This is a genomic window from Mariniradius sediminis (assembly GCF_021491425.1).
In the GTDB taxonomy this organism is placed as follows: Bacteria; Bacteroidota; Bacteroidia; order Cytophagales; family Cyclobacteriaceae; genus Mariniradius; species Mariniradius saccharolyticus.
The window spans coordinates 168,714-192,871 of sequence record NZ_JAKEVZ010000006.1 but is presented as its reverse complement, the minus strand read 5'-3'; the positions used below and the strand labels follow the sequence as shown (position 1 = coordinate 192,871).

General features: G+C 48.5%; 18 protein-coding genes. 9 read left to right on the top strand and 9 right to left on the bottom strand.

Annotation, left to right across the window (positions count from 1 at the left end):
* Positions 1 to 60: 60 nt before the first annotated feature.
* The gene (locus L0U89_RS09610; RefSeq protein ID WP_234861314.1) at positions 61 to 210 is read left to right on the top strand and encodes a hypothetical protein; all 150 of its coding nucleotides are present in this window, start codon (positions 61 to 63) and stop codon (positions 208 to 210) included.
* Between the two features lie 35 nt (positions 211 to 245).
* Positions 246 to 755 (top strand): hypothetical protein, encoded by a 510-nt coding sequence (locus L0U89_RS09605; protein WP_234861313.1) that lies wholly within the window; start codon positions 246 to 248, stop codon positions 753 to 755.
* Between the two features lie 33 nt (positions 756 to 788).
* On the opposite strand, the gene L0U89_RS09600 is transcribed toward L0U89_RS09605, so the two are convergent.
* From L0U89_RS09600 to L0U89_RS09590, 3 genes are all read right to left on the bottom strand, one after another.
* Positions 789 to 1,253, bottom strand: coding sequence for a RidA family protein (locus tag L0U89_RS09600; protein WP_008627625.1), 465 nt, complete (start codon positions 1,251 to 1,253; stop codon positions 789 to 791).
* 220 nt (positions 1,254 to 1,473) lie between these two features.
* Entirely contained in the window at positions 1,474 to 2,787 is a 1,314-nt protein-coding gene (locus L0U89_RS09595; RefSeq protein ID WP_008627623.1) for a gluconate:H+ symporter, read from the bottom strand.
* Between the two features lie 177 nt (positions 2,788 to 2,964).
* A complete protein-coding gene (locus L0U89_RS09590; RefSeq protein ID WP_234861312.1) occupies positions 2,965 to 5,244 on the bottom strand; it encodes a T9SS type A sorting domain-containing protein in 2,280 nt (759 codons plus the stop codon).
* Positions 5,245 to 5,332: 88 nt separating this feature from the next.
* Here L0U89_RS09590 and L0U89_RS09585 point away from each other — a divergent pair, with 88 nt between their 5' ends.
* From L0U89_RS09585 to L0U89_RS09575, 3 genes are all read left to right on the top strand, one after another.
* Positions 5,333 to 6,523 carry an Lnb N-terminal periplasmic domain-containing protein gene (locus tag L0U89_RS09585; protein ID WP_234861311.1) on the top strand — a complete coding sequence of 397 codons (1,191 nt, stop codon included), beginning with the start codon at positions 5,333 to 5,335 and terminating at the stop codon, positions 6,521 to 6,523.
* Positions 6,524 to 6,588: 65 nt separating this feature from the next.
* A complete protein-coding gene (gene uvrB / locus L0U89_RS09580; protein ID WP_234861310.1) occupies positions 6,589 to 8,625 on the top strand; it encodes an excinuclease ABC subunit UvrB in 2,037 nt (678 codons plus the stop codon).
* Positions 8,626 to 8,667: 42 nt separating this feature from the next.
* Entirely contained in the window at positions 8,668 to 9,306 is a 639-nt protein-coding gene (locus L0U89_RS09575; RefSeq protein ID WP_234861309.1) for an AlbA family DNA-binding domain-containing protein, read from the top strand.
* On the opposite strand, the gene L0U89_RS09570 is transcribed toward L0U89_RS09575, so the two are convergent.
* Positions 9,285 to 10,214, bottom strand: coding sequence for a 1-aminocyclopropane-1-carboxylate deaminase/D-cysteine desulfhydrase (locus tag L0U89_RS09570; protein WP_234861308.1), 930 nt, complete (start codon positions 10,212 to 10,214; stop codon positions 9,285 to 9,287). The two genes, L0U89_RS09575 and L0U89_RS09570, sit on opposite strands and share 22 nt — an antisense overlap.
* A gap of 173 nt (positions 10,215 to 10,387) precedes the next feature.
* On the opposite strand from L0U89_RS09570, the gene L0U89_RS09565 reads away from it, so the two are divergent.
* Positions 10,388 to 11,431 (top strand): RluA family pseudouridine synthase, encoded by a 1,044-nt coding sequence (locus L0U89_RS09565; protein WP_234861307.1) that lies wholly within the window; start codon positions 10,388 to 10,390, stop codon positions 11,429 to 11,431.
* A 957-nt stretch (positions 11,432 to 12,388) separates the two neighbouring features.
* Positions 12,389 to 16,750 carry a hypothetical protein gene (locus tag L0U89_RS09560; RefSeq protein WP_234861306.1) on the top strand — a complete coding sequence of 1,454 codons (4,362 nt, stop codon included), beginning with the start codon at positions 12,389 to 12,391 and terminating at the stop codon, positions 16,748 to 16,750.
* Positions 16,751 to 16,760: 10 nt separating this feature from the next.
* On the opposite strand, the gene mnmC2 is transcribed toward L0U89_RS09560, so the two are convergent.
* The 5 genes from mnmC2 to L0U89_RS09535 form a co-directional block, all read right to left on the bottom strand.
* Entirely contained in the window at positions 16,761 to 17,450 is a 690-nt protein-coding gene (mnmC2, locus tag L0U89_RS09555) for a tRNA (5-methylaminomethyl-2-thiouridine)(34)-methyltransferase MnmC2 (protein ID WP_234861305.1), read from the bottom strand.
* A 1-nt stretch (position 17,451) separates the two neighbouring features.
* On the bottom strand, positions 17,452 to 17,934 hold the full coding sequence (gene ispF / locus L0U89_RS09550; protein ID WP_234861304.1) for a 2-C-methyl-D-erythritol 2,4-cyclodiphosphate synthase: 483 nt from the start codon (positions 17,932 to 17,934) through the stop codon (positions 17,452 to 17,454).
* A 23-nt stretch (positions 17,935 to 17,957) separates the two neighbouring features.
* Positions 17,958 to 19,196, bottom strand: a complete 1,239-nt coding sequence (locus L0U89_RS09545) for a M16 family metallopeptidase (RefSeq protein WP_234861303.1) — start codon at positions 19,194 to 19,196, stop codon at positions 17,958 to 17,960.
* A 65-nt stretch (positions 19,197 to 19,261) separates the two neighbouring features.
* Positions 19,262 to 19,468, bottom strand: coding sequence for a heavy-metal-associated domain-containing protein (locus tag L0U89_RS09540; RefSeq protein ID WP_234861302.1), 207 nt, complete (start codon positions 19,466 to 19,468; stop codon positions 19,262 to 19,264).
* A gap of 77 nt (positions 19,469 to 19,545) precedes the next feature.
* Positions 19,546 to 21,738 carry a heavy metal translocating P-type ATPase gene (locus L0U89_RS09535; RefSeq protein ID WP_234861301.1) on the bottom strand — a complete coding sequence of 731 codons (2,193 nt, stop codon included), beginning with the start codon at positions 21,736 to 21,738 and terminating at the stop codon, positions 19,546 to 19,548.
* Between the two features lie 179 nt (positions 21,739 to 21,917).
* On the opposite strand from L0U89_RS09535, the gene bshC reads away from it, so the two are divergent.
* Entirely contained in the window at positions 21,918 to 23,501 is a 1,584-nt protein-coding gene (bshC, locus tag L0U89_RS09530; protein ID WP_234861300.1) for a bacillithiol biosynthesis cysteine-adding enzyme BshC, read from the top strand.
* A complete protein-coding gene (locus L0U89_RS09525; RefSeq protein WP_234861299.1) occupies positions 23,479 to 24,054 on the top strand; it encodes a 5-formyltetrahydrofolate cyclo-ligase in 576 nt (191 codons plus the stop codon). The genes bshC and L0U89_RS09525 overlap by 23 nt, the downstream gene beginning before the upstream one ends.
* Positions 24,055 to 24,158: the final 104 nt, after the last annotated feature.

The window sequence follows — 24,158 nt, the reverse complement described above, 5'->3', positions numbered from 1 at the left end:
TAAAACAGAGATCAAAAAGTACTTTTGCGGAAAATGAAATTTCCTTTGTACCTTACTTCTATGAAGACAAAAACATCATTTAAGCCATTTTCGAATGACCCGGAAGCGGAACTAGCCCGTCGGCTGAAGCACGCCAAGCCATTGACGAGAAAGGAATTTCTCAAAAAACTGGAAGAGGTTAGGCAAAACCAAGCTGGAGAAGAGAAGTGATTTCCGTCCAAAGAATTCTGAAATCAATGATCAATATGGTTTTCAAAATCTTAAAGACTCTAAGTGCAAAAAGTGTTACTTCACTTCTTGTCTTGGTAGTTTCCCTTTCATGCGGAGGTCGCAATTCCCAAGCGATTTTTTTACAAAATTCTTCAGACGAAAACGTTTATTTTATTCTTTCGAACGACAGCCTAAATCCGAGCGAGGAAGAAATTTCCTCCATCCGACCATCGAGCTATTTGGGCTATGACGAGAGCGTTGATGATCAGTTTCGGGACTTATACCGGAATCTCATACCCAAAGGTGCGGTTTTGCCGATCATTACCTCTGAGTCATCGGAAGTGTTTGTAAACAGCGTCAGCGCCCAATCGATCATCAGAAACAGATACCAAGGGAGGCTTACAGTATTTATAATCTCGGAAGGAGATTTGGGGGCAAATTCTGATCAGGAGATAATTGAAAAACAATTGGCTCAAAAACTAAGGACCTTGACCATAAAGGATATTTCAGCAGATACAGTGTCGTTGGTGTACGGACCGAAGTAATTCCTGAGCCATGACTACAGGATTTCTTTCCATTTACCCCAACTCAAACAGCGCCTCGATTTCCACCGGGATATTGTCTGGCAGTGAACCCATGCCTACTGCACTGCGGACGCCGATGCCGTTTTCGGTTCCCCATATCGCGGCAAACAACTCGCTGCAGCCGTTGATGACATAAGGATGCCGCTCAAAATCCGGCGTGCAATTGACCATGCCGAGGACCTTGATGACCCTTTTGATCCGGTTGAGCGAGCCAATGTTGGCTTTGATCGTGGCAAGCATCGCGAGGCCCACCTGCCGGGCGGCGAGTTTGCCGGCCTCGATATCCATATCCTCACCGATGCGGCCGATAATCAGTGTGCCGTCCTCTTTGACGGTCCCATGTCCGGAGAGGTAGAGGTATTTGCCATCAACAAGGCAAGGTTTGTAAACGCCCAAGGGCTTGGGGGCGGGAGGTAGGCTGAGGCCTAGGGAAGCGAAGTTTTCTTCTGGGGTATGCATGGTTTAGATTTGAGATATGAGACGGGAGAAATGAGAAACGAGATGCTAGACACAAGACACAAGACACAAGATACAAGGATCAAGAGGTTAGAAACGAGAGATGAGAGATATGAAACAAGATGCAAGGAACAAGAACGGAGAGTCTTGAATTCTGGAACTTCCGTCTTCGGTCCTCGGCATTCCTTCCATTTTCCCATTGGTCCTCCTTCACCCGGCATTTCTACACAAAGATATCCAACACAAGCACACCTGCCAGTCCGACCACTGCGACGATGGTTTCCATCAGGGACCAGGACTTGATGGTGTCCTTGACACTGACGTTGAAATACTCCTTGTACAGCCAAAATCCCCCATCGTTGAAATGGGAGAACATCAGGCTGCCGGCACCAATCGCCAAGACCAAGAGATTCGGATCAACTCCTGATGCACCCACCATCGGCGCGATGATGCCCGCCGTGGTCAGGCCGGCCACAGTCGCCGAACCTACGCAAACCCGGATAATCGCCGTAATCGTCCATGCCAATACCAAAGGATGCACGTCCCAACCTTGCAGGTTGTCGGCGATGGTCTGACTGACGCCTGAGTCTAGGAGTACCTGCTTCAGTGCACCTGCACCTGCGATGATCAGCAGGATCATCGCGATATCCTTGGTCGCTGCCACATAGATATCCATCAGGGCAGGGATCTTAAAATTCCTGCGAACACCCAAGGTATAAGTCGCCAAAAGCAGGGAAATCAACATCACCATTCCCGGATCGCCGATGAAGGAAATGATCGGGGCAAGGCTGCTTTCTTTATCCGCATTCAGGTTGAAGATAGAGGTGCCCACCAGTAGAAATACGGGAAACAACGCCGAAAAGAAGCTATTGAAGGTGCCGGGAAGCTCGGCTTCCGCCTTTGGTTTGGCCTGGAATGTATCGAGAGGCTTGGCATCTATTTTCTTCAAAAACTTTGCAAACAAGGGTCCCGCAATGATAATCGTCGGTACAGCCACGATCAAACCATAGGTCAATGTCAGGCCCATATTGGCCCCAAACTGAGCGACCAAGGCCGCTGGAGATGGATGCGGCGGCAGAAATCCATGTGTGACCGAGAGTGCGGCCAAAAGCGGAATCCCCACATAGACGGCAGGTAGTTTGAAGCGGTAGGAAACCGTAAATACCAAGGGTACAAGCAGTACAAAACCCACATTGTAGAACAAGGGGATGCCTACGACCAAGCCCGTGACCATCATCGCCCAAGTGACGTTTTTGACCCCGAAGATGTCCATCAGGGTATCAGCGATCCTTTGTGCGGCACCACTCTCCGCAACTAGCTTGCCCAACATAGCGCCCATCACGATCACGATCACCAGGTCCCCGAGCAGTCCACCCATGCCTTTTTGGATTGAACCTGCGATGCTTTGCGGAGGAATGCCCAATAGAAAGCCCGCCAAAATGGACGAAATCAGGAAAGCGAGAAATGGATTCAGCTTGAGCCAAGTGATCAGCAGAATGAGCACGGCGATGCTTACAAAAACAAAAAGGATGGTCATGGTTCGTCTGGGTTTGATGGACAAGATAATTAAAAATGGGTTTTCAGATGGCTTTTTTGGGACAAATGCGCAAAGCCGTTGAGAGACGGGGAATGGAGAAAAGTACCAAGTACCAAGTAGAATGTACCAAGGCGATGGGCATGGGGATGATGTATTAAAAAGAAGATTTTAGGAATATCATTGTTTCCAGAACCGGACGGTTTCAGTGTATTTGTTGTCGCTGAACCGCATCACATACATGCCGGGAGGAAGGTTTTCCAAAAGCATGCGCCAATTACCATCCGGATATCTTTCGCTGAAGAGAAGCATTCCACGGTAATCGCTCAGGCTGACCATCGTGTGGCTGGTTTGAAACTTCTGTGGGAAAAGGACACGCAGCTCCCCTGAATGATAGGGGTTTGGCCAAATGCTGATGCCTGATTCGGAAAACTGTTCTGCTGCACCGCGGATACGGAAGACCGGTGTACAGGTGCTTTTCCCATCCAAGTCATGCTGGCAGATTTTGAAGAAGACATTTTTTTCCGCGAAAGACTCCAGATAGCTGAACGCGTATTTTTGTTCGCCTTCCGAATCTCCCATTGACTTGACTTCCCCCACCTTGCTGAAGTTGGAAATCCCGCCTATGGATCGGTGGATCGAGAAATGACGATTGTCTCTTTCCTGCACTGCGGTCCAATTGACCGTGATATGGTTTTGGTTTTGGATCGCCTCATAGTCTTTCCAAACCAATGGCAACACCGAAAGCGGGCCAAAACTACCAACCGTGAAGCTTTGTCCGTTGATTTCATTCAACGAGAGCGTTCGCCTAGCCCACTGTTGGTCAGGGTCGATCCCTGTCAAATGGCTTCCCGGCGCAGCCTGCCCATTGCTTACAATCCTCAGGTCCTCGACGGCAAACACCACCAAACTGTCTGCTGAGATCCGCATTTCCAATGTTCCCGGACCTGCATTGAGCCCCTCCATTTCGAAGTAGGAATTGAGTTGGTACAGGATCGGCGTGCCGTCATTGTCGTCATAGTTGGGATCCCAATTGGCACCTGGGATTTCAACCATCCTTACCCGCAGATTGCCACCGCTGGTGTTGCCGAGGAACTGGACTTTCCTGATGCCGCCTTGGTAGCCGTCTTCAAAAGGAAAAGTGCCGTTGGTTTCACTTAGTGTGGTAGGTGTGTTTTGGTAATGAAAACGGTGGAGGTTGAGCCATTGTCCACCTTCATAGAAAAGCCCGCCCGTACCTGCCGTATTGACAAAAAGATCAAAACCGTTGAAATCCACCTGGCCATCCCTCATGATGAGGTTGCGTTTGATCGAAACGTCCTCCAAAGCAAGGACAGTTCCGGACGGCTTGTTGACTTCGACCTGGTCCACGTTCAGGTTCCAATTGACGATTTGTTGCAGGCCGTCTCCATTCAGGCGCAAGTAGGTAGGTGATTCGGTGATGTTTCCCCCGTTCAATAAAGCGATGTCCCCCGCTACAAAAACAGAGTCAGGCAATTGCTTTGTAGCATTGTTTTCGAAAAGGAGGTTGTGGTATTGATTGGGTTTTGAGGCGCTAGACAAAACCCGTCGCACCAAGCGTTGTGTGCCTGAATTGGAGCGGTAGTACACGTTTCCTTCCATTCTGAAATCTGCCACATCCAAGGTTGGCTCGCTGCCCAGGAACACGAGGTTTGCTCCTGGTTTCACATGGAGGAGTGCGCCGGGAACAGCCGCTGACCTGCGTATGATTTGCTCCAAAGGCGCTGAGCATTCGGAAACAAGGGTCGCGCCCGGTTCTATGATGAAGTCGCCGTATGGACCCATCCCATTGAAGATTGTTTGGTTGTTATAGGAAAAAGTCGCACAGATGGGCGTGCCTGCCGTATTTACCTTTTGGAGAACCGTCCCCGATTGGATGATGAAGGTATTGGCTTTGAATCCGGCATTGACGGTTAGTGTAGCGCCAGGATCAGGGTCAAAAACCACCGTGTAGCGGCTGTTGATATTGCTTGCGCTCCAAGAACCGCGCTCGACAACCGTCCTCGATACTCCTTTGAAAACGACCCGACCTGCTTCTGGATAAATCCAATCCGTCAAAAGACTCGTGACATTGTTCAGGAAAAATACCCCACCGATTGTTTCCATGGCTCTCAATGCACCATATACCCTTAATTCGAAGGATTGGAGATTCAACTTCCTTCCCGGTGTGGCTGCACTAAACAAGTACACATGGTTTGCGGCTTCGTTGGCGGTGAGCCTGATTTCATGTCCTTGGTCGATAAAAATGTTATTGCTTTGGGTTGGCTTGGTAGTGGCGGCAACCCAAGCCGCACCATCCCATCTCTGCCAAACAGCCGGATTGTTGTAATCCCCGGAGCTTATGGTCCGGTAGTCCCCCAGCTCCAATGGGATTTGTGCCCAGGCGGACTGACCAATCCACAAGGCCAAAAAGAACAAATGAATGACATCCTTTGGCAAGCCAAAAGATTTTGAAAACCCGATACGATTTTTCCCGCCGTAAACACCCATATTTGAAAAAGTCTATCACCTTCATGAATTTAGTTGTATGGGCAAGCATTTGAAAAAGTTACTCCTGATTTACCCGTTTATTTATTCGACTATTTTTTTTGCCAACGCGCAGCAATACCAGGTTTCGCTTTTGACCTGCGATCCGGGAGACCAATTGTACTCGGCTTTTGGACACAGCGCCATCCGGATATGGAACAAGGAGACCAACCAGAACTGGGTGTACAACTACGGGACATTCGATTTCAATACACCGTTTTTCTACCTCAAATTCACCCAACGAACGCTCGACTACATGCTCAGCGTGACGACATACGAGCGGTTTTTGATGGAGTACAACTATTTCCAGCGCAATGTCCGTGAGCAGGTCCTCGACCTCAGTCCGGAACAAATTGCGAAGCTGATCGAATTTTTGGACAACAACTACCTGCCCGAAAACCGGTTTTACCGCTATGACTTTTTCTATGACAACTGCGCGACGCGGATAAGGGATGTGATGGAACAGGTCCTGGGAGAACAGCTGGATTGGAATGAAGACCTGCTGGCTGAACAAAAAACCTTCAGAAACCTGATCGACGAATATGTGTACCCCTTGCCTTGGGCGGATTTTGGGATTGATTTGGCATTAGGCTCTGTCATCGACATAGATGCAAAGGAACGCGAAAAGCAATTCCTGCCTGATTACATGGAGGCGGCATTTGACCGCGCCGTGATTGTTGGTGACGGCCCTAGCCGCAAACTGGTAAAGGAAAAGCTCGAAGTGCTCAATTTTCCGCCAAGGGAGTCAAAGATGGACCTGCTCAATCCCTATGTGCTTTGGTGGATATTTGCCATAGCGGTTGTGGTTTTGACCTTTGTAGGATATAAGAAAAAGCGGCTTTACAAGGGCTTCGACGTCGGTTTTTTCGCGGCGTTGGGATTATTGGGACTTGTCATTGTGTCACTCTGGTTTTTTACTTTCCATTCCCAAACTAAACTCAACTGGAACGTGCTTTGGGCATTGCCAACCAACCTGATCCTTGCTTTCGCTTTGTTGGGAAATCAAGTCAAACCTTGGGTGAGGAAATACCTGCTCGCGGCGATGATCTTGACCAATGTGGCCCTGTTGGTTTGGATATTCGGGATTCAATCCTTTCATCCGAGCATCGTGCCGGTTTTGTTGGTGATTTTGCTTCGGACAAATTTCTTGTATTACAATATGGATAGGTTTGGGTGGGAGAAAAAAGCATAGCCGATTTCTCTTTTTCCCAAACTTTTTGCTTCCCTGCGAGTGTTATCTATTTTCAATTTTGAGGTATGGAATTCAAACTCACATCGGAGTACCAGCCCACCGGGGACCAACCTGAGGCCATCCGACAATTGGTCGAAGGCGTTGATAACGGGGATTCTGCCCAGGTGCTGTTGGGTGTGACGGGCTCGGGAAAAACCTTTACCATTGCCAATGTCATCCAGCAGGTCCAAAAGCCAACCCTGGTACTCAGCCACAACAAGACCCTTGCAGCACAGCTTTACGGGGAATTCAAGCAGTTTTTCCCGGAAAACGCGGTGGAGTATTTCATATCCTACTACGACTATTACCAGCCTGAGGCCTTTATTCCCACTTCCAACACCTACATCGAAAAAGACCTTTCGATCAATGATGAAATCGAGAAACTACGCCTGAGCGCTACTTCCGCATTGCTGTCGGGCAGACGCGATGTGATTGTGGTTGCTTCTGTTTCATGCATTTACGGTATTGGGAATCCTGACGAATTTGGAAAAAACGTGATCCGCCTGCAGGAAGGAGATAGGATACCCCGGAACCAATTGCTGTTCAAATTGGTGGACATTCTCTATAGCCGCACCAACAATGATTTGAGCCATGGGACTTTCCGCGTAAAGGGAGATACAGTGGACGTCTTTGTGGCGTATGCTGATTTCGCCTACCGGATATTCTTTTGGGGCGATGAGATCGAAGCAATTCAACGTATCGATCCGGCTTCGGGAAAAAAGATTTCGGACGAAAAGATCATTTCCATTTTCCCGGCAAATCTCTTCGTGACAGGTCGCGACGTGATCGACACGGCCATCCATGAAATCCAGGACGACATGATGGCACAGGTGGCTTTTTTCGAAAAGGACCTGAAATTCATCGAAGCGAAAAGACTGAAAGAACGGACCGAATTTGACTTGGAGATGATCCGGGAGCTTGGCTATTGTTCGGGGGTGGAGAATTATTCAAGATATTTCGATAGGAGAAAACCGGGAACACGACCTTTCTGCTTGATTGACTATTTTCCTGACGACTTTTTGATGGTCATTGACGAAAGCCACGTGACCGTGCCGCAGATCCGAGGTATGTGGGGCGGTGACCGTTCCCGCAAAGTGAACTTGGTGGAATATGGATTCCGCCTTCCCTCAGCCCTGGACAACAGGCCTTTGAATTTTGACGAATTTGAAAGCCTGATCAACCAAGTCATATATGTCAGCGCGACGCCTGCGGATTTTGAGTTGGCCAAGACAGAGGGCGTAGTGGTGGAGCAGATCATCCGTCCAACCGGATTGCTGGATCCCATCATCGACGTGCGGCCCAGCGCCAACCAAATTGACGATCTCTTGGAGGAAATCGACGAGCGTGTCAAAATGGGCGATCGTGTATTGGTAACTACCTTGACCAAAAGGATGGCGGAGGAACTCCAGAAGTACCTCGAGCGCGTCGGCGTAAAAAGCCGCTACATCCACTCAGAGGTGAAGCCGCTCGACCGGGTCGAGATATTGAGGGAGTTACGCTTGGGAGTTTTCGATGTATTGGTGGGTGTCAATCTATTGCGGGAAGGGCTGGATTTGCCCGAGGTTTCCTTGGTGGCGATTTTGGATGCCGACAAGGAAGGATTCCTGCGCAATGAGCGTAGCCTCGTCCAAACGATCGGCCGCGCAGCGCGCAATGAAAACGGCAAGGTCATCATGTATGCTGATACCATTACCGAATCCATGCAGTCCGCCATAGACGAGACCAAGCGGAGACGAAGCCTGCAATTGGCCTATAACGAGGAAAATGGTATCGTCCCCAAAACTGTCCGCAAATCCAAGGAGAAGATCCTCGGCCAAACCAAAGTGGCCGACAGTAAGAAAAACGCCAAATTCTACGACGAACCGGTGGATGCGGAAGCCTTGGTAGCAGCGGATCCGGTTGTGCAATATTTGAGCAAGGATCAGTTGGAAAAGTTGGTTGCCCAAACCCAGAAGCAGATGGAGAAGGCGGCCAAGGAACTCAACTTCATGGAGGCGGCCCGTCTCCGCGACGAATGGCAGGGACTCAAAAACAGGCTTGAGGAATTGAAAAGGGGCGTTTGATAGACAGGCTTTTCCCGAAAAAGACAAAAGAATTCCAAAACAATGACCCTGCAGGATATCCACAAATTGGCGAAAGAGGGCGAAGGCGTCCGGCTGGAGTTCAAAAAGAAAGCCATGTTTCCCGAAAAAATCGTGCGTGAATTGATCGCTTTGGCCAATACTGAAGGGGGATATCTGCTTGTCGGTGTGGATGATGACGGCACGGTCAGCGGGCAGCGCTTCATTGAAGAGGAGGTTTTTGTAATCAAAAATGCAATCGCCGACATGATCCGACCAACTTTGGAATATGAAGTGGAGATTTTCAAACTGAGTGAGAAAAAGGGCGTGGCGGTTTTCCAAATCCCTAAATCCCCTTCCCGGCCGCACTACATCCTTGATGGTGAGCGCAAAAGGGCTTACGTGCGCTCCGGAGAGAAGAGCCTGCAGGCGAGTCGTGAGATGTGGGAGATCCTCAAAAAAAGTAGGGTTCCGAAGGATATTGTCTTTACCTACGGCGAAAAGGAAACGGTGCTGATGAAGGCCTTGGCGCAGAGGGGCCAAATCACACTCGGAGAGTTCCAACAGCTAGCCAAACTGCCCCGATTCTTGGCTTCCAAAACACTCATCAGGCTGGTATTGGCCAACGTCCTTCAGGTCATGCCAATGGAGAAAGAAGATATTTACGTACTCAAGGAAGTGTAGGGAAGCCTAGTCCCAAAGCGTTCATTGAAGCCCAATACGCCTTGAAGCCCGCCAGTATGCATCGCAAGGATGTTTGATCCGGGGGAAAATGCTCCTTTTTTCACTTGATCCAGGATCCCAAACATCATTTTTCCAGTGTACACGGGGTCCAAGGGGATGCCCGTTTGCGCGAAGAAATCCAACATAAAATCAAGCAACTCGGGTTTGTGCTTTGCATAGCCGCCAAAGTGGTATTGGTCCAAAATCCGAACTGCTCCCCTTGGCTGAATTTTTTGAAGTTGCATGAGTTGGCTTACTTCATTTTGGATAGAAAGCCCCTTCAGCGATGAGAATCCCAATAGCGTCTGATGGGAATACATGCTCCCCGCAATGCCCGCAAAAGTACCACCCGTACCGATTGCGACCGCAATGTGGCTGAAATGTTCATCCTCAGCCAATAGGATTTCCTTCGTACCGCGAATGGCAGACGCATTGGTTCCGCCTTCAGGAATAAGGAAAAACTCGCCGAATTGCTGTTTCAGACTCTCCAAGAATGTTTCCTGGGTTTTGATTCGGTAACTCTCCCGGTCGACATAATGCAGCCGCATTCCAGCCTCCGTCGCAAATCTGAGTGTCGGATTCAGCGGAAAGGTTTCTTCCCCCCTGATGACGCCTATAGTCTTGAAACCAAGTATTTTTCCCGCTGCCGCAACCGCATGGATATGGTTGGAAAAAGCGCCTCCAAAGGTCAGCAGGGTATTCTTTCCCTGCCTTTTGGCTTCCGCGATGTTGTATTTGAGTTTGAAAAACTTGTTGCCGGAGACCAAGGGATGCACCATGTCCAATCTCCGCACGGAAAGCCTGATTCCCTTTTCCCGAAGGATGGGCAGGTCGATTTCTTGGGTTAAAATTGTCTCAGGAAAAAGCATTCGCCATTGGTTCTTGTTGGGGCATATTATTTTGGTGCAGAGGTTTTGGTAATCCATAGCGTTACCAGTCCGAGCTGCATTGGCAAGCAATTTCGCACTTCACATTTCAAACTTCGTACTTCTATTCTCTGCCAAATATCCGAATCTTTCGCAATTGCCCTTATTTTTGCAGGATGGCGGAGGATTTGGAACTCGAAAATTATGATGAGGATGAGGAGGTAGAACTCTTTGAGCGTTTTTCATTTATCGTTGACAAGGGCCAAGGGCTCACGCGGATCGATAAGTTTTTGACTGAAAAGGTGGCCCACGCCACGCGCAACAAGGTCCAAACGGCTATTGACGCCGGAAATGTCCTGGTCAACGGACAACCTATCAAAGCCAATTACCGAGTCAAGCCCTTCGACGAGATCAAGGTATTTATCGATCGGCCTCCACGAGATACGGAGGTCTTGCCTGAACCAATCCCGCTGGACATAGTCTTTGAAGATGACTATCTCCTGATCATCAACAAGCCGGCTGGCATGGTAGTCCATCCCGCGCACGGCAATTGGACCGGGACCTTGGTCAATGGCTTGGTGTATTATTTCAATCAATTGCCGACTTTGCCTGGAAATACGGGAAGGCCCGGTCTCGTGCATCGTATCGATAAGGATACTTCGGGATTGTTGGTGATTGCAAAATCCGAAGCGGCGATGACGGATTTGGCCAAGCAGTTTTTTCACCACCACATCGATCGAACCTATATTGCCTTGGTCTGGGGCGAACCAGAGGCAGATTCCGGTACCGTCCGTGCACACGTGGGCCGCAGTCCCAAGGACCGCAAGGTAATGGAATCCTATCCCGATGGTTCGCAGGGAAAACATGCCGTCACGCATTGGAAGGTGCTGAAGCGCCTGAGGTATGTGACACTGCTTGAGTGCAAACTCGAAACCGGCCGGACCCATCAGATTCGCGCCCATATGAAACACATCGGACATCCACTTTTCAACGATGCCATGTACGGAGGCGATAAAATCCGCAAGGGGACACAGTTTTCCAAGTACAAGGCATTTATTGACAACTGTTTCCAAATCATGCCCCGGCAGGCACTCCACGCTATGTCACTTGGCTTTGTCCATCCGATTACGCATGCGAAGATGTACTTTGAGGCACCCTTGCCGCAAGACTTCAAATCCCTGATAGAAAAATGGGAGAATTATGTAAAGTTCGAATCCTGATCCTGTTTTTGTCCTAAGGGATGTTCGAATACCACCAAAATTGACTTGGTCCGCACTGATTTTCCTTTTGTTTCAGGTCTGGAAACTCAAAACACGTTGTTAAGTTTTCAAAATTCAAGTTTCCGCAATCGATTTTATGTGACGATTTGTTAAAAAATAATCTCAAAAATAAAAATACTGTAAATTATTGTTAAATTATTTGCAATATTTTTAAAGAATCAATTTTCCCATTAATTTTGAATCGAAATCAGTTGGTAAAAGTCGACTGAAAAGTAGGATGGAAATCCAGGTGGGCATTGCCCGGAGGTTCGAATCCTTCTCCTGCTACTGGTTATTTTGGGTTTATTGTTAATTGACTAAAGCTGTGAAATCCTGTTTCACGGCTTTTTTTATGCCCATAAGTCAGGTGGTACGTTATCGACTTTCCAATTTTCAGGCAAATTCACAAAACTTAAATTCGTTTACGGCAATCATTTCGACCAAGAATGACGAATATGTAAATTTTGAGATATTTTTTTAAAAAAATTTTAACAAATGAACCTGTTTGTTAATTTTGACCCATTCGAAAAACAAACGGTTTTTTGAATCGACACTCTGTAGGATGTTGAAATTGGCAGACAAGCCCTCCTGTCTCGGGGGTGGGGAACCTTTTCTGGTTATGATCAGGATTGGACTGGAAAAAGCGCATGAAGAGCTCTTGTGTTGCCTAACTGCCCCGTGGAGGTTCGAATCCTTCTCCTACAGCTTTCCAATTTGGGTTGAAAACAAAAGGCAAGGACCGCGCTTTGGTCCTTGCCTTTTTTTTTTAAATGGCACAATTATTACCTTTCGTATTGATTCCATACCAATCGAAGTGGCTCGGGGTTTTTCCCAGAATCTAAAAATGCGGGAGTAGATTGTTTTGGATTTCCTTTACGTGAAGGAACATAGTTTTTCTGAATAGTTAATCGAGTCCCTATGAGTGAAGAAGTACCAGTAACTGAAACAGAAAAACCCAGGAAAAAAAGGAGGCTTTTGAAAATGCTCCTGGTGCTGGGCGGTATCCTTCTCATCTTTCAGACACTTTTCTACTTTGGTTCGGATCTTTTGCTGCGCAATTACCTCAAGGAGAAAGTTTACCAAGCTTCGGGTAACAAATACGAAATCGACTTTGATACCTTTCGTATCCTATTTATCCAGCGGGGGATCACCTTTGTAGGACTCAAAATCAATCCCGTAGAAGGCCAATTTGATTCTTTGGCAGCCAGCCCGTACTACAGGGCTGCGGTAAAGGATGTCACGGTCAAGGGGTTGAATTATCTTTTTCGAAAAAAGGAGATCGTCGTGGGAGATATTGAGCTCGTTGGCCCTCAATTGGAATTCAAGTTTGTGCAATCGGAAAAAAAAGACAGTATTCCGGGACAATCTCCCCTGGAAGTGTTGCGGCAAGAGATAAGAAAGTCGTTTTTGTCTTCTCAAATCAATGAAATCAGAATAAAGCAAATTGCTATTTCTGATGCCGACCTGTTGTTGAAGGACTTTATTTCCCAGAAATCGATCCAAGCTGAAAACACTTTTTTTCGTCTGAAAGATATCCAGATCATGCAGGATCGAAGGCCTGCGACGCCTTTCAACGCTGAAGGATTCGAGTTTGGGTTTGACAATTTCGCTATTTTATTGGCGGATAGCGTGCATACGATCAAGGCAGCGCAGATTCGCGTATCATCCTTGGATCAGTTCATCGAAGCAAAGGACGTCCATATCCAGCCGGATTTCTCGAAGTTTTCCACAAGCTATTTCAGCATCGATTTGGACGATATCAAGCTGGTGGATGCCGACATCAACCGGGTCTTCTATACCTCGGAGGTGAAGGTGGGGGAGTTGCTGCTTCGGCGTCCCAATTTCAACATCGTCAGCCGGGAGGGACAAAAGACGGCAACTGAGCCAAAGCAATTTGACCTCTACAGCTTGATCGACGGGATTTTGAATTCGGTCGAAATCAGGGATTTTGAGATTATTGAAGGGTCGTTTCGAAAAAGGAATCTTAGCCAAGCCCAAGGGGAATACCGGATCAAAGCGGAAAGGATTGATTTTCAAATGGCGGATTTTTACGTAGGCCCAGATGAGTCACGCAAAGTCAACCAGTTTTTTTATGCAGAAGACGCCTCAGTTTCTCTGCGGGAATTTGAGTTGGCGCTCAGCGATAGCATCCATTGGATCAAAGGCGAATATGTCAAGTTGAGCTCCTTTGACGACAATATCCGGATCCAAGGATTGCAGTTGTTTCCGGTTCAGTTTGCCGAAATGCCACGGGCGCGGAATATTCTCGACATCGAGGTTGCCGAGCTGATGATCAACAACGCCAATCTGAAAAAAACCTACAACGAGTCGGTTTTGGATATGGAGGAAGTGGTTTTGGTGGAGCCAAAGATCGTATTGAAGGATTTGCAGGGCAAAAAGAAAAACCCCTCAGACGCCAGCGTGAGTCTTGTTTTTCAAGAATATTTGAAGGGGGTGTACTTTAAGCGGTTTGAGATCCGAGACGGTTCTTTGGTGATGGACAACAGGCTCAAGATCAGGCAGGACAGCCTTTCTTTTGGGAAAGTGAACCTATTGCTGGAGAATTTTGCACTGGATGAAAGCACCGAGGAAAGTGACAGCAGAAGTATTTTCCTAGCAGACAACCTGCATTTGGAGTTTGAGGATTATGCCTTGAAGCTTGCCGATAACCTACATTTTTTCAAGGCAAACAGGCTTTCACTCGATACCAAAAAACAGGAAATCATCATCGATGGGTTTTCCATCAAACCTCCGCAAAATGTCCAAACAAAGGCTGTTTTGGAGACTTATGGGAAAAATTCGGTGCTGGACATCTATGTGCCCAAGTTTGAAGCGAAAGGTGTGGACATAGTAAGTGCCTATTTTGATGGGATCCTGCATGTCAAACAAATCAATGTGCCTCGACCACAGATTTCCATCAAAAGCTTCAAACCTACAGAAACAGACTCTGCTGTCCAGGATGTGATTACCCGGCAGGAAATTGCGAATTTATTGACCAATTATTTTGATGAAATAAGGGTGGATTCGCTGAGTCTTTTTGATGGAACTATGTCATTGGAAAGCAGCAGTAATAAAGGGACACAGAGCTTTTCGGACAAGGACATCGATCTCGGCATCAAGAACTTTCAAGTCCAAAAGGGCGCGGAAATTTCCAACATGGGATTTCTGTTTTCTGAAGAGGTTGACCTGCAGTTGAACAGGTATATCTTTAATATCGCCGACGGAAAATATACCATGGATGCCGAGCGTATCAACTTCAACTCGGCAAATGAAGAAATCATCGCAAGAAATGTCAAGGTGAATCCAAGGGCCGACCTGAACGAGAAACTGAAAATATCGGCGACAATACCAACGATGCTGTTCAGGGGAGTGGATTTGGAGAGGTTTCTTTTTGAAAACCAATTGGGTCTTCAAAAATTGGAACTGGACGATGCCTTGGTCAATATCTTGATCAACGATGATGCTGTGCTGCCTGAAGCCCCAAAGCGGAGAAGGCAGGTTGGGCCCCGTAGCTTGCCCAAGACCATCGATGTCATCCAGATCGATACAATTACAGCAAAGAAAGCCCAACTTTTTGTATCCATCAAGGAAGGTGGAGTTCAAAAGGAATTGGTCAACACTGGTATCAACTTGAATTTCTTCGATTTCTACCTTGACAGCGCTACTATCAGTAAGCGGGATTTTGTCGGTATGTTTTCGGGTGTGACGCTTGGTGCGGAGGAGTTTTGGCTTACATTGGCTGACAGTGTCCACAGAGTGACTTTCAAGAATGTCCAGTTTGATACCCGTAGGGAGGCAATCTTCCTACAGAGTTTCCGAGTGATTCCCAACAATCTTTCAGGCAAACCGGGCATTCCGGTGTTCTCGGGACACATCCCCGCAGTTTTAATCAAGACAAAGTCCCTTGAGGCACTTCAGCAAGGCAAGGAAATCGGCTTGCAGGAAGTGAGTTTGTTCCGTCCCGACATGGAGGTATTTGTGGACCAGCAAAAAGCCCCTCCAAAAAATAGGGAAAAGCAAGTATCCGAGACAGCGATGTTCGAATCCTTGACGCTTGCCGATTTCAGGATTGTGGAAGGAAGTTTTGGTGTGTTGGACAAAAATACCGGTGCCGAACCATTGTTTTTAAATGGTCTGAATGTCTCCTTAGCGGATATCGTCATGGACCTTACGGGAAAAGAGAATTTTGATCCAAAGTCTTTGTTGAAGAATGATTTTGAGGTTTCCTGGTCCGATTACCAAATCCTTTTGAAAGACAGCCTCAACCGGATCAAGATCGGGAATATCAAGCTCAATAACCGTCAAGCTGAAATTCGGGATTTGGAGTTTTTGCCAAGAATCGGCAAGTATGACTATGCCCGTCGGATCGGTGTCCAAACGGATGTGGCCCATATTTCGGTTGGAAACATCACGTTGGAAAGGCCGGATTATCAAAAGTACCTGGCCGACAAAACCTTGGTGGCAAAATCCCTAAAATTACAGGGAATAGAGGCGGCAATGTTCAGGGACAAGCGTTTCCCCAAAAAGGAAAACGTATTCAAACCAATGCCCCAACAGATGATGAAGGAAGCGGGATTGGCGCTGCGGCTGGACACCCTGACGATTGAAGATGGTTTTGTACGTTATGAGGAGTTTCCCGACAAAGGAATGGTGCCGGGTTACCTTGAGTTTTCGGATATCAGTGCTGCTTTTTTCCCTTTCGATGTTGGCGTGGAGACCGGTCAGGATTATCCATTGGAAGAATCCTTCCTGATTGCCAATGCGACGCTCAATGGCGAGGCCAAATTGAACATGCAGGGGCATTTGTTTTACCATGAGCCCTATCCCATGCGCATCAACGCCCAATTGGGTGAGTTTAGAGTGGGGATTTTGAATTCAATCCTGAAATCAAATGCATTTGCCAGTGCTCGGGATGGAAGGATTTTGAACGCAGATTGGTCCTTCGAAGCCAATGACGACGAGGCGATTGGGAAAATGACCTTCCTGTACGAGGATCTCAACGTCCAACTATTGGATGAGCGGACATTGACCAAAGGAAAGGGTATGAAATCCATGTTGACCTTTGTGCTAAACACATTTGCGGTCCGATCCAACAACCCGCGGGGCTATCAAAGAAAGCCAATCAATGCGAGCATCTACCAAGTAAGGGACAAGGAGAAGTTTATTTTCAACTATTGGTGGAAAACCACATTCAGCGGTATCAAAGGAAGCCTCGGCCTAGGTCAAGCCAAGAAACCGAGAGAGAAGAAAAATTCCGAGGAAAAACCGCCTGTGAAATAGAGTCGGGAAATTATCCACCCGCCTTTGTTGCCCTCACCATTTCCTTTTTGCCGGGAGGGCCGGGAAGGGTTTCTACCGTCAGACCCAGCTCAGCCAGGTCTCGCTTGACCTGTCCCTTGGCACAATAGGTCACGAAAATTCCTCCCGGATTCATCGCTTCCACGACTTTTCCCAAACTTTCCTTGGTCCATAGTTCCGGCTGCTTGTTGGGTGCAAAAGCATCGAAAAATACCACATCCGCTGGATACAATACGGCATTCGCCAAAGTGGTTTGGTCTTTTTTCATGTTGAAATACTCCGAAAAAATCCTCCCCTCATTCCAAGGTGCCTCATGCAATCTTTTGAAATAGGGGGCATAATGGTAAATCGAAGTGTCGACTTCAATGTAATTCAACTGGCTGTAGATCTCTTTTTCCAACGGAAATGGCTCTATCGTATGGTAAAGGACCGGCACATGGTACTGTTCGGCCCAGACCAGAGTCAGCCAAGCGTTGAGTCCTGTCCCGAAGCCAAGCTCAAAAATCCGGATCGGAAAGCGGTCTGGATTTCTGCTGTACCAAGCTTCCAAGCCATAAAGCATGAACACATGGATGGATTCGCGGTACGCCCCGTGGAAGGAATGGTAGGTCTCATTCAGTTCCGGCACAAAAAGTGAATGGGAACCGTCCTCGGTTTGGATGATTTTGACTTCCCGTTTCATCTCATTTTGCATATATAAGGGCCACGCAATAGGCCGAAATTCCTTCCTCCCTGCCCACAAATCCCAATCGCTCGGTCGTGGTGGCCTTGATGGAGATGTTTCTTTCTTCCACGCCCATGACCTCGGAGAGGCATTTCTTCATCTCAGGAATATGGGGATTGACTTTGGGGACCTGCAGACAGATGGTCGAGTCGATATTGCCGACTTCGTAGCCTTCCTGCCGGATAAGCTGCATCACCTCGCAGAGGAGGATTTTGCTGTCGATACCTTTGTATTTGGGGTCTTTGTCGGAAAAATGATAGCCAATGTCCCTCAGATTGGCGGCGCCCAGGAGCGCATCACAAATTACGTGGATCAGCACATCTGCGTCCGAATGGCCGACGGCGCCTTTTTGGTGGTGCAAGCGGATGCCTCCCAGCCAAAACTCGTACCCCGACTGCAATTGGTGTACATCGTATCCGAATCCTATTCTAAAATTGGTCATATGGGATAAATGGTCCGAGGACCTCAATTGTTTGATTTGTAATAAATAACCGAGGAGTTTTCCTCCCTGAGGATGTTCTTTGCCCAAGACATGATGCTGTCTATAGGGATGTTTTTCTTTCGCTCAAACTCCCGCATGTACAGGTCAGGATGTCCCAAGTAAGCAAAATAAGCCAAATTCATTGCCCTTCCGATCAATTGGATCTGATCGTAGGCGAGACCTGCTTCCGCTTGGTTGTTGATTTTTTCGAGGAACTGCTCCGGAAAACCGTTTTGGAGAAATGCACCGACTACCTTATCAAGCGCTTCCTCGGCCTGTTCGGCAGTTTGGCCTTTTTCCATTTTCCCTGAAAAAACCATCAAACCCGGATCGGAGGTGCCGGTGACATAATTCTCCACGGAAGAGAAGACGTGGCCTTTTTGCACCAACTGACGCTCCAGGATGGAAGATTTCCCAAAACCCAGCACATCGGTGATCAAGTCGGCTTGTAGGAAGCCTTCTTCAAGCTTTCCAGGCACATGATATACTTTGTACAGCGCGTCGCTCGGGACGTCGGCGTACACGGTCTTGGTTTTCTTTTTGGTTTGGCTTGGTTCCCGGGGAATGTCGGCTTTTTTGATGTTTCCCGCCGGGATCTCCCCAAACCACTTTTCTGCCAAACGCTGCACATCGGCTGTTTTCACACCGCCCGCCACGACCAAGATGGCATTGTCAGGTCGGTAATGCGTCCGGTAAAAGGCCTCCACATCCGCTTGGGTATAATCCACAATGTCCTGAATATCCCTGCCGATGGTCGGCCATTGGTAGGGGTGCACATCGTAGGCCAAGCCCCTTGTCAGGTGGAGCACATTGCCATAAGGCTGGTTGAGATAGCGCTGCTTGTACTCTTCGATTACGACCTTCCGTTGGGTTTCGATGGTCTTTTCCTGCAGGGTCAATTGAAACATCCTGTCCGATTCGAGCCAAAAGGCTGTCTCCAGATTCACCGCGGGCAGGGTGATGTAGTAGTTGGTGTAGTCCGTGTTCGTAAAGGCATTGCAGGAACCGCCGACGCGCTCGAGCGCGGTGTCAAAGACGGGGACGTTTTTGCTGGTGCCAAACATCAGGTGCTCGAAGAAATGCGCCAAGCCCGTTTTTCCGGGAACCTCGTTTTTCGACCCTACTTTATAAAGAATATTGACAACGGCGATTTGGGAGCCAAGGTCCTCGTGGACGATGACGTTAAGGCCGTTGTCTAAGGTGAATTGTTGGTAGTTGATCATAGACGCTTTCCGAAAGCTATCGGCTGGATAACTATCGGGGCAAAGCTAGCAATTTAAGCGTAAAATCAATTTTCGGGGAGGCTTTCGGCTTGGTATCCGGCCGTTTTCATGGCGGAGAGGACAGCGTCCTTGGGGACATCGCCGTCGATAGTCATGATTCTGTCGGGATGGCTGAGGTCTACGGACCAAGTGGCGCCTAGTTTGTCCATTTCGGGTGTGATGGCAGCTACACATCCACCGCATTTGACGTTGGTTTTGAATCGCAGTTTCATTTTTTTATACGAGTTTAATGGAAATGGGAATTTGAATCAAAAATATTTGGGTTGAGTGAATTTTTGAAAGACCGATTTTACCTCAACCTCAGACTATTCCCCACCACAGATACCGAACTCATGGCCATGGCGGCGCCGGCGATCATGGGATTGAGTAGAAAGCCAAAGCTGGGATACAAGACACCCGCCGCAATCGGAATGCCGATCAGGTTGTAGATAAATGCCCAAAAGAGGTTTTGGCGGATGATGGAGACCGTCTTTTTGGAAAGTTCCAGCAGGGCTGGGATCTGCCGCAGGTCCGAGCGCACCAGCGTCACCCCGGCGGCATCCATCGCAATGTCCGTCCCATGTCCCATCGCAATACTCAAATCCGCCAAGGTTAGCGCCTCGGAATCGTTGATCCCGTCACCCACCATGGCGACTTTTTTGCCCTGTGCCTGCAGCGCTTGGACATAGGCCGCTTTCTGTTCGGGCAATGTACCCGCTTTGACATAAGGAATCCCGACCTGTTCAGCTACCCATTGGGCAGTTTTCGCTTGGTCCCCGGTAAGCAGATGGACTTCGATTCCAGCAGCTTTGACTTGGGCGATGGCTTCCTGCGATCCGGCTTTGATCGGGTCAGCAATCTGGATGGCGGCAATCAGTTCCTCATTTTCCGCAGCGTAAATAAGGATTGCACCTTGTTCAAGTGCAGGTTCAACCTGGGTTGAAAGGACTGTGTTAGGGTTTACTTTTTCCCCCATCAGCCAGGCGTGGCTACCGATACGGTAGGTTTTGTCCTTGATCTTTCCTGAAATACCCTTGCCGACTTTGACTTGAAAGTCTTGTATTTCGATAGGTCCAGCCTCTTTTTGAAAATAGGTTTGTATTGCTTTGGCCAGTGGATGCTCGCTTCTTTGTTCGAGAGCATGGATGATCTGGGCATGCTCGGAGTTCCAATGCGCGGTAGGGTAGAACTGCGTCACACTTGGTTTGCCTTCGGTAACCGTGCCCGTCTTGTCCAGCACGAGGGTATCGATTTTCCGGCCTTTCTCCAGGCTTTCCGCATCTTTGATCAGGATTCCCATCTGGGCGCCCTTGCCCATGGCAGCCATGATGGCCGTGGGCGTCGCCAGACCCAAGGCGCAGGGACAGGCGATTACGAGCACGGTGACAAAGGCCAGCATGCCCCTCAGCCAAGCTTCCTCGATCCCGCTTAGGCCCCAAATTAGTAAGGTGACCACGCCGATCGCCAATACCGTGGGCACAAAGACCGCCGCGATCTTGTCGACCAGCTGCTGCACGGGGGCTTTGGATCCCTGTGCCAGTTTCACCCGCCGGATGATGTTGGAAAGCAAGGTTTGTTGGCTGGATTTCTCCACGCGGATGGCTATGCTGCCGTTTTGATTGAGCGTACCGGCGAAGACCGAGTCGCCTTTGGCTTTGGCAAGGGGGATGGGTTCACCGCTCAGCATGCTCTCGTCAACATAGGAATTGCCCTCCAGGACACTTCCATCCAAGGGGATTCGTTGTCCCGGCCGGACAAGGATGGTATCACCTGCTTTGACTTGATTGGTTTTTTTGACGGTTTCATTCTTCCCATCCAGTACACTCACTTCGTCGGGTTGGAGGCCCATGAGTTTTTTCAAGGCGGCGCCAGTGCCGGCCTTGGCCTGTGATTCCAATGTTTTTCCCAGCAATATGAAAAAAAGGATCACCGCCGCTGCCTCGAAGTACACGTGGGGTTCGATGCCTTTACCAAGCAGGTACTTTGGGAAAAAGGTATTGAAGCTGCTGTACAAATAGGCAATCCCTGTGGAAAGTGCCACCAATGTGTCCATATTGGCTTGGCGGACCTTGGCCAGTTTCCATGCTTGCACAAAAAACTGCCGCCCAAAAACCAGCAAAATCGGCGTCGTCAACGCCCACATGATCCAGTTGGCATAGGGCATGTGCATGGCAAACATCCCGATCAGGAACACGGGTAGGGCCAAGAGTCCTGCAAGCATGGTTTTTTTCTTGAGCGCCAAATAGGCTTGGGTTTGGATGCTTTCCAGGTCCTCCGCTTCCAAATCGGCAATCAGCAGTTCGTAGCCGGCATGCTGTACCGCCTCCTGAAGTTGCGGGAGATTGGTTTCCTTTTCATCCCATTCCACCCAAGCGGCATGGTTGGCGTAGTTGACCGCCGCGGATTTCACGCCGGGATGCTTGGCCAGGGATTTTTCCACGGTAATCGCGCAAGCCGCGCAACTCATGCCGATGACGGGTATTTCCTTTTTGATCGTTGCCATGGTTTATGAAAATGTTTATCCAAAATTAGAACCCACCGCGCGGACAGGCTTATATAATTTTGGGAAAAATTAAACAGAACTCCGCCGTTCCTGTAATGCAGGAATTTATGCGAACTTTATACTTTGTATGCGAGTTTAAAAGCATTGTAATTTTGGAGAAAACCCAACCTCAATCATCCATGGTCAAATCCAGCGTCGACCCCGCCTGTACCAGACAATTCTCAGCTTTATTTCTCGACTACCTGGGCCAAAAGCCTGAATTGGCCGCCTTTTACAACCAGTTTCCGGCGATCGGCAATTTTGGCAAGCTCATCGAGGAGCGGCGATTTGATAAAGCGCGACGTGAAAGCTTGGTGCGCGTACTGCAAGAGCAATATGCGGGCATCGCTTTGGGGGAGACGAGCTCCCATCAGATAATTTCCCTGGCCGATGACAATACATTTACCGTCACTACTGGGCATCAGCTAAACTTGTTTACCGGTCCGCTGTACTTTATTTACAAGATCGCATCGACGATTAACCTGGCCAAGAAGCTGGGGGATGCCTATCCCGGGTATCATTTTGTGCCGGTGTATTGGATGGCAACCGAGGACCATGATTTTGAGGAAATCAACTACTTCAAGTTGGATGGAAAAAAGTACCAATGGAAAAGCGACCAGAAAGGTCCGGTGGGCGACTTTGTATGGGATGCGGGTTTTAAGGAATTCCTGAAAGAAGTTTCGGCCTTTGCCCCGGAGTTTTTCCTGAATGCCTACCAAAGTTCCCGGAATTTGGCTGAAGCAGTCAGGAAGTACGTACACCATCTGTTTGGGGAAAAGGGCTTGTTGGTCGTGGACGGTAACCATCCCGAACTGAAAAAGGCACTGATTCCTATCCTGAAAGCCGATTTGCTGAGCCATGATCCGTACAAGTTGGCGACAGCGCAAACCCTACGTTTGGATGGGTTGGGTTACAAGAGTCAGATCTATCCCCGTGAGATCAACCTTTTTTACATGCAGAAAGGCCTGCGTGAACGGATAGAAAAAGTGGGGAGTATATATAAGGTGTTGAATACCGATATACAGTTCACCCAGGAGGGGATTATCGAGCAGCTCGAAAGTCATCCCGAGCGCTTCAGTCCCAATGTGGTGCTGCGTCCAATCTACCAGGAATTGATCCTGCCAAATTTGGCCTATTTGGGCGGGCCGGCCGAGGTCGCTTACTGGCTGCAGCTTAAATCTATGTTTGACCATTTCGAGGTGCCTTTCCCTGCCCTGTTGCCAAGGAACTTTGCTGTAATTCTGGATCAATCGGTCGACAAGAAGATCGCCCAACTCGGGCTTCAGGACACGGATCTCTTTGAATCGGTATTGGATTGGAAAAGGAAGTTTGTGGAGCATCAAGCTTCCGTGGACTTTCAAATGGAAACGGAGAAAGCCCAATTGTCGGCCCTGTTCCAAAAAAAGGGCGCCGAAGCGGCTGCCTTGGAGAAAAGCCTGCAAAATGCCTTCGAAGCCGGGAAAGTTAGGGCTTTGAAAATCCTCGAACAATTGTCCGATAAGGTCAGGAAAGCCGAGGAAAAACGCTTGGAAATCCAGATCAAGAGGAGAACAGATATCCAGTCCTTTTTGTATCCCGGCGGTAGCCCACAGGAGCGGACCGAAAACATGATGCGTTTCTTCTTGGCCAAGCCCAATCTGTTGGACGAGTTGTTGGAGATGTTTGATCCCTTGGATTTTTCCTACATGATTCTTCGTACCGATGCTCAGCAAAGCGCAAATTAGGGAGGACCACAAGGCGCTGCGCCAATCGCTTTCTGCCACCCAACGTGCAGCGCTTTCTGCCAGGATTCGCGCACGGATAATGGATTGGTTGACTGTAAGACCTGAAATAACCCATGTGCACCTATTCCTGCCCATCGAAAGGCTGGGGGAGGTAGATACCTTTCCGCTGTTTCAGGAATTGCAACAAAAAGGCTACACCTTATATACATCTACCCTTGATAAACATGGGCAAGGGCTTTTGACCTTGGACATTACCGCGGTCCGCAAATTTAAACCCGATAGCTGGGGAATCCCCCAACCCATTGCTGCAATCCAAACCAGTCCTGACCAGATCCAATTGGTTTTGGTACCGCTCTTGGCATACGACCGGGTAGGACATCGCTTGGGCTATGGCAAGGGATACTACGATGGATTCTTAGGGAGCCTTATCCAGCCGGTGTATAAAGTTGGCTTGAGTTTTTTTGATCCCATTCCCGAGATTCCCGCTGAGGACCATGACGTGCGTTTGGATTTTTGTATCAGCCCGTCCAAAATCCACGAATTCCATTCATAATTTGGCCGTCCGATCCTGTATTTACCTGGCATGTAAGTTCCCAAACAGTCAAAGGGCTTGCAAAAGACCCATAGATTGGTAGTTTTGCCCCGTAAATATCCATT